Origin of the sequence: Thauera linaloolentis 47Lol = DSM 12138, assembly GCF_000310205.1 — a bacterium.
GTDB classification, from domain to species: domain Bacteria; phylum Pseudomonadota; class Gammaproteobacteria; order Burkholderiales; family Rhodocyclaceae; genus Thauera; species Thauera linaloolentis.
This window is the reverse complement of sequence record NZ_AMXE01000128.1, coordinates 1-6,392: the sequence shown is the minus strand read 5'-3', so window position 1 is coordinate 6,392 and position 6,392 is coordinate 1. Positions and strand designations below refer to the sequence as shown.

5 protein-coding genes and 1 pseudogene are annotated in these 6,392 nt (G+C 68.9%); 4 read left to right on the top strand and 2 right to left on the bottom strand.

Features of this window, described 5'->3' with window-relative positions; translation table 11 throughout:
• From C666_RS18125 to C666_RS18110, 4 genes are all read left to right on the top strand, one after another.
• On the top strand, nucleotides 1–1,743 hold a 1,743-nt coding region (locus tag C666_RS18125), incomplete at its 5' end, for an ABC transporter ATP-binding protein (protein ID WP_004347262.1).
• Between the two features lie 277 nt (nucleotides 1,744–2,020).
• The gene (locus tag C666_RS18120; protein ID WP_004347261.1) at nucleotides 2,021–4,501 is read left to right on the top strand and encodes a TonB-dependent receptor plug domain-containing protein; all 2,481 of its coding nucleotides are present in this window, start codon (nucleotides 2,021–2,023) and stop codon (nucleotides 4,499–4,501) included.
• Between the two features lie 17 nt (nucleotides 4,502–4,518).
• Nucleotides 4,519–4,845, top strand: coding sequence for a hypothetical protein (locus tag C666_RS18115; protein ID WP_004347260.1), 327 nt, complete (start codon nucleotides 4,519–4,521; stop codon nucleotides 4,843–4,845).
• Nucleotides 4,846–4,908: 63 nt separating this feature from the next.
• Nucleotides 4,909–5,487, top strand: a complete 579-nt coding sequence (locus C666_RS18110; protein ID WP_004347259.1) for a malonic semialdehyde reductase — start codon at nucleotides 4,909–4,911, stop codon at nucleotides 5,485–5,487.
• 75 nt (nucleotides 5,488–5,562) lie between these two features.
• Here C666_RS18110 and C666_RS18105 read toward each other — a convergent pair whose 3' ends face one another.
• On the bottom strand, nucleotides 5,563–5,949 hold the full coding sequence (locus C666_RS18105; protein ID WP_004347258.1) for a 4Fe-4S dicluster domain-containing protein: 387 nt from the start codon (nucleotides 5,947–5,949) through the stop codon (nucleotides 5,563–5,565).
• 61 nt (nucleotides 5,950–6,010) lie between these two features.
• A pseudogene (locus C666_RS18100) lies at nucleotides 6,011–6,392 on the bottom strand (hypothetical protein); the annotation flags it as partial.

Genomic DNA, 6,392 nt, shown 5'->3' with positions numbered 1-6,392 from the left:
CCGCGCGGCCTGGGCAGCACGCTGCGGCGGCTGTGGGCCTGTGCCGGTGGCCAGCGCCTCGCGCTGCTGAGCGCCTGCGCGCTGACGCTGTCCGGCACCGGGCTGGCGCTGCTGGGGCCGTGGCTGATCGGCCGCATCATCGACCTCCACGTCGTGCCGCGCGACGGCGACGGCCTGGCGCGCGCCTGCGCCGTGCTGCTGCTGGTGTACCTGGCGGCGACGGCAATGAACTGGCTGCAGTCCTTCATCATGATCGGCGTCTCGCAGCGCACGGTCGGGGTCCTGCGCCAGGACTTCTTCGCCGCGCTGCAGGACTTGCCGTTGTCCTTCTTCGCCCGCCGCAGCCAGGGCGAGCTGATGAGCCGGGCGACCAACGACGTCGAGATGGTGGCGCTGTTCCTGAACCAGGCCCTGCCGCAGTTGATGAGCAGCGTCGTCCTGCTGTGCGGATCGTTGTTCATCATGCTGTGGATGAACCCCCCGATGACTTTGCTGGCGCTGCTCACGGTACCGCTCGCGATCATCGTGACGCGCCAGGTGGCGGGCCGCACGCGGCGCCACTTCTCGGCCCAGCAGGGCAGGCTGGGAGAACTGAACGGCTTCATCGAGGAGACCCTGTCCGGCCAGAAGGTGGTGCAGGCCTATCGCCGCGAGGCCGGCGCGCTGCGCGAATTCGATGCCATCAACACGCAGGTGCGCACGGCATCGGCGCGCGCCCAGATCCTCGCCGGCATGATGGGGCCGTCGATGAATGCGACGAACAATCTCGGCTTCGCCGTCATGGCCGCGACCGGGGCATGGCTGGCGATCGACGGCGCCACCAGCATCGGCGTCGTCGTGGCCTTCCTCAACTACACGCGCCAGATCGAGCGGCCGATCAACGACCTCGCCAACCAGTTCAACCTGGCGCAATCCGCCCTCGCCGGCGCGGAGCGCGTGCTCGACATCATCGACGAGCCCAGCGAACACGCCGCCGGCGAGCGGACCCGGCTCGACCGCGTGCGCGGCGAAGTGAGCTTCGAAGGCGTGGGTTTCGGCTACCAGGCGGAGCGCCCGGTGTTGCGCGGCATCGACCTGCACGTGCGGCCGGGGCAGATGATCGCGCTGGTGGGGCCGACGGGCGCCGGCAAGAGCACGCTGGTCAACCTGCTGACACGCTTCCATGACCCCGGCAGCGGCACGCTCCGCATCGACGGCCACGACATCCGGACGCTGGACAAGAACGGTCTGCGCCGCCATTTCGGCATGGTGCTGCAGGACACGCACCTGTTCTCCGCCAGCGTCCGCGACAACATCCGCTTCGGCCGCGACGACGCCAGCGCGGAAGAGGTCGAACGGGCGGCAGTGCTGGCGCGCGCCGACGGCTTCATCCGCAGCCTGCCCCAGGGCTACGACACCGTGCTGGCGGAGAACGGCGCCAACCTCAGCCAGGGCCAGCGGCAGTTGCTGGCCATTGCGCGGGCGCTGCTGGCCGACCCGGCGATCCTGGTCCTAGACGAAGCCACCAGCAACATCGACACCCGCACCGAAGCCCTGCTCCGGCAGGCGATGGACGCGCTGCTCGAAGGCCGCACCAGCTTCGTGATCGCGCATCGCCTGAGCACGATCGCCGCCGCCGATCTGATCGTCGTCATGGACGGCGGACGCATCGTCGAGTCCGGCACCCATCGGGCCCTGCTGCGCCAGGCCGGCCTCTACCGCACGCTCTACCAGAGCCAGTTTGCCCACTCGCGGCCGGACTGAGCCGCCGCATGCCTGCCCCGCGGCGCGCAGCGGACTGCCCCATCCGTAGCAGCGGCGCTGCCGGCGCAGCAAACACTGCGCGGGTTCGCACGGAAAATAAATTCAAGTCAATGAAAGTAAATGTGTTTCTGGCGTGGCTCCGTTCTTGCTTCGGACCATGCGGCGAGACCGCGTCCACATGGCTGGCCGCGTCTTGCGCCACCCCTTCGGCGCTGCCGTCGGCATGCCTGCGACGAACGCCGCCGGATAAAAAAACAACGCCAGAAAAGGAAGTTCCATGCAGAAATTCGCGCTGACCGCGATCGCGGCATTTTGCGGCGCACTGACGCCTGTGGCGCAGGCCCAGGAGGCTCCCGGAGCCGGGGATGCCGCCGCCGAATATGCCGCCAACCTCGATGCCGTGGTGATCCTGGGCTCATCCAGGCAGGACCAGACCGCCCTGAAAAGCTCCGCGCCGGTGGAGGTCATCAGCACCCGCCAGCTCGAGGAAACCGGCGCGGTGACGCTCAACCAGGCCCTGCAGAAGCTGCACCCGTCGTTCAACTTTGCGCAGGGCCAGAACGCGGTCAAGGGCCAGGCCACGCGCGCCGCGTCGCTGCGCGGCGTGAGCCCCGCCTATACGCTGGTCCTGGTCAACGGCAAGCGCCGCCACACGCAGGCGCTGCTGCAGGGCACCGACCCGTGGCCGGCCAACAACGTCGTCGACCTCAACACCATCCCGATCAGCGCGGTCGCGCGCGTCGAGGTGCTGCGCGACGGCGCCGCCGCGCAGTACGGCTCCGATGCCATCGCCGGCGTGATCAACATCGTGCTCAACAACGCCGCCGAAGGCGGCGGCGCCAGTGTCCGCTACGGCAGCTACAGCGACGGCGGCGGCGCCACCAAGGCGGTCAATGGCTGGAAGGGCCTGGCGCTCGGCGAGGCCGGCTTCGTCAACCTGAGCGTCGATTATCTGAAGAGCGGCCAGGTCGACCGCAGCGAGGCGGACTGGCGTCAGCGTTTCCCCGTCGGCGACTCGCGCAACGACACCCACGGCCAGGAACACGGCACCTGGGGCCAGGCCGGGCGTGAGAACATCAGCTTCCTCGCCAACTCGGAACTCGGCATCGGCGACGGCACCGTGTATGGCTGGCTCAACTATGCCGACAAGCGCACCAGCAACTACGTCAACCCCGAACGCCTGGTGATCGGCACCGGCCTGCCCGGCGACCCTATCCGCGACAACACCTCGAACAACCTGGGGCTCTACCCCGACGGCTACCAGCCCGGCCGCAGCTACTACTCCACCGACTGGGCCGGCGCGATCGGCTACCGCTTCGGCGAGGAAAGCACCGGCAAGCTCGACGTCGGCGCGAGCTGGGGGCGGAACCGGACCTCGATCAGCGGCTGGGATACCTCCAACCCGAGCTGGGGCGCGGCAAGCCCGACCAAGTTCGACTACGGCGAATGGCGCTCGAGCCAGCTCAGCATCACCGCCGACTACGTGCGCAGCTTCAGCCCCGCCTGGGCCCCGGCGCCCGTCCTGGTGTCCGCCGGCGTTCTGTCGCGGCGCGAGAGCTGGGGCGTCAGCGAGTTCGGCGACGAGGCGGGCTATACCAACGGCGGCCTGTCCAACGCCGGCAACGGCATCCCCATCACCGCGGCAAGCGGCTCCGGCCTGCGCGCGGTGGATGGCGGCACGGTCAGGCGCAGGGTCAAGGGCATCTACGTCGGCGCCGAGACCGACGTCACGGAACGGTTCCAGATCGGCATCACCGCCCGCCTGGAAGACTATTCCGACTTCGGCGACACCCTCAACGGCAAGGTGTCCGGCCGTTACGAGGCCAGCTCGGCGCTAGCCTTCCGCGGCACCGTGAGCACCGGTTTCCATGCCCCCAGCCTGGGCCAGCTCGGCACCCAGACCACCGCGTTCACCAGCAACTGGAACAACACCGGCCTGGGGCTCGCCGCTCCGGGGCAGACCCGCCTGTTCCGCCCCAACGATTCCCGCGCCGCCGTGTTCGGGGCCAAGCCGCTGGACCCGGAAAAATCCGACAGCTTCTCGCTGGGCTTCGTGCTGACCCCCGACACCGATACCTCGCTGACGGTGGATGCCTACTATCTGAAGATCAAGGACCAGGTCATCGTCACCGACGCCCTGCGCGGGGCCGGCGTGACCAGCGCCTTCACCAGCGTCGGCCTGCCCGGCTTCACCCAGGCCAGCTACTACTTCAATGGCTGGGACACCACCACCACCGGCATCGACTTCGTCGGCCGCAAGAAGCTGCGCCTCGACGGCGCCGGCACCCTCGACCTGAGCCTCGGCCTGAGCTTCCTCGACACCAAGGCGAGCAAGGTCAAGAACACGCAGACGGTCAACGGCACCACCGTGACCGTGGTGAACGACTTCCGCGTGCGCGACATCGAGACCGGCATCCCAAAGAACAAGCTGGTGCTGGGCGCCCGCTACAACTACGGCGCCTGGACGGTCGACTCCACCGTGACGCGCTACGGCAAGTACACCTACAACGCCGCCGCCGGCGCCGCGAACGGCAACCACGACCAGACCTTCGATCCCGAATGGTATGTGGACCTGAACCTGGGCTATCGCGTGAACAGCCACCTGCGCCTCGAACTGGGCGCACAGAACCTGTTCAACGAATACCCGGACAAGTACGACACGACCAACCGCGCCAGCGGCATCAACCCGTACTCGTTCATCGCCCCGAACGGCGCTGCGGGCCGCTTCGTGTACGCCGGCGCCAGCCTCATCTTCTGACCGCCACGGCCGGGGGCATGGCCTGCCTGATGCTGATGTTCGCGACGCCGGCATTGTTCTACGCGCTGGGCTACGCCCTGCTCGCCAACGCTTACACCGGCTCTGCCAACCGGCTCCTGCAATGGGTGTTCGGCAGCGGCGCGGCATGGTTCGACATCGAGACCTGGAGCGGCCTCGTTACCGTGATGGTGCTGAAGAAGGTCTCCGTCATCTACCTGTTCCTGATCGGCCTCTTCCGCGCCCTCGACGCCAGCCACGACGACGCATCGCTGGTGTCGGGCGTCAGCCAGGCGGGCGCCTTCTTCCACATCAACCTGCCGATCCTGGCGCCCGCGCTGGCGTAGCGGCCGCCGGCCGTTCGCGCGCCCCACAGGTTTTTTCAACCCCCAAGCAACAGGAGCACATCGATGGGAACCCCCCTCAACCAGCAAGCACTCGACCAACTGTTCCTCAGCGCCCGCAGCTACGGCAAGTTCGAAGCCACGCCGGTGGACGACGCCACCCTGCAAAGACTCTACGACCTGCTGAAGTGGGGGCCGACCGCGTTCAACGCACAGCCCGCGCGCTATGTCTTCGTACGCAGCGCCGAGGCCAAGGCCAGGCTGGAGCCGGCGCTGTCGGCCGGCAACAAGGAGAAGACGCTGGCGGCGCCAGTGACGGTGATCGTCGCGCACGACACGCGTTTCCACGAGCGCTTGGCCAACCCCAAGATCCGCGAGCTGTTCGAAGCCAATACGGGGCTGGTGGAGCCCACCTTCTTCCGCAACAGTTCGCTGCAGGCCGCCTACCTGATCGTGGCTGCGCGCGCACTGGGCCTCGACGTGGGGCCGATGAGCGGTTTCGATGCCGGCCTGTTGAACCAGGCGTTCTTTCCGGACGGGCGCTACCAGGTCAACCTGATCGCAAACCTCGGCTACGGCGTGAGCGATTCGCCCGCGCCGCGTGCCGCGCGCTTCTCCTTCGATGAGGTGGCGGAGATACGCTGAGCCTGCTCCGGAAGGGCGCAGCCGGTCAGCGTGCCGCGCCGGCTTCGCCCGCCTGCCGCGGGGCCGGGCCGCGGTTCACGGGCCCGGCGCGCGGCCGAGGATGAAGTCGATTTCGCGCGCAGGCAATTCGGGCTGCGATGGCAGGATGCGGTCGATGAAGGGCGTGGTGTCCAGCGCGGCCATCGTCGGCCGCTTGCGGCCCCAGCCGATGGTGGCGCGCCAGCTGCCGAGGGTGCCGGCGGCGGCCAACGCGTCCTCGTCCACCGCTACCGGCTCGTCGCCGTAGGGGGCGACGTAGAGCGCATCCACCGGACAGTAGGCTTCGCAGATGTAGCAGGTCTGGCAGTCGTCCTGGCGCGCGATCACCGGCAGGCCGGCGTGGTCGTCGAAGACATTGGTGGGGCAGACGCGGATGCACAGGCCGCATTCGGTGCAGCGCGCCTCGCTGACGAGTTCGATCATGGGTGGATTCCAGGAAGGGGGAAGCGGGCAGGGGGCGGGGTTCGCCCGGCAGGGCGCGGCCTCATGCCGGCACCGCCTCGGGTCGTAGCGCGATGCGGTCCACGCCGGACAGGATCAGGCGGTGCTGCTGGGCCGGATCGGTGGCCGGATATTCGGCCAGGGTGTGGGAGGCGCGCGTCTCCCTGCGCCCCAGCGCGGCGGTGAAGATCCAGCGCGCGGCCGCGGTCATCGCCGCCGCCTCGCGGCTGCGCAAGGCCTGCTGCGGCGTGCCGGTTTGCGGCTGGCCGCCGGCCTCGGGCCACAGTGCGTCCACTTCGGCCAGCGCGCGCCGCAACCCGGCCTCGCTGCGGAAGTAGTTGATCTCCAGCGGCAGCACCTGGCGCTGCACCGCCTGCACCAGGGCGGCGCTGTCCACCGGCCGGCTGCCGTCGACCGGCCGCACG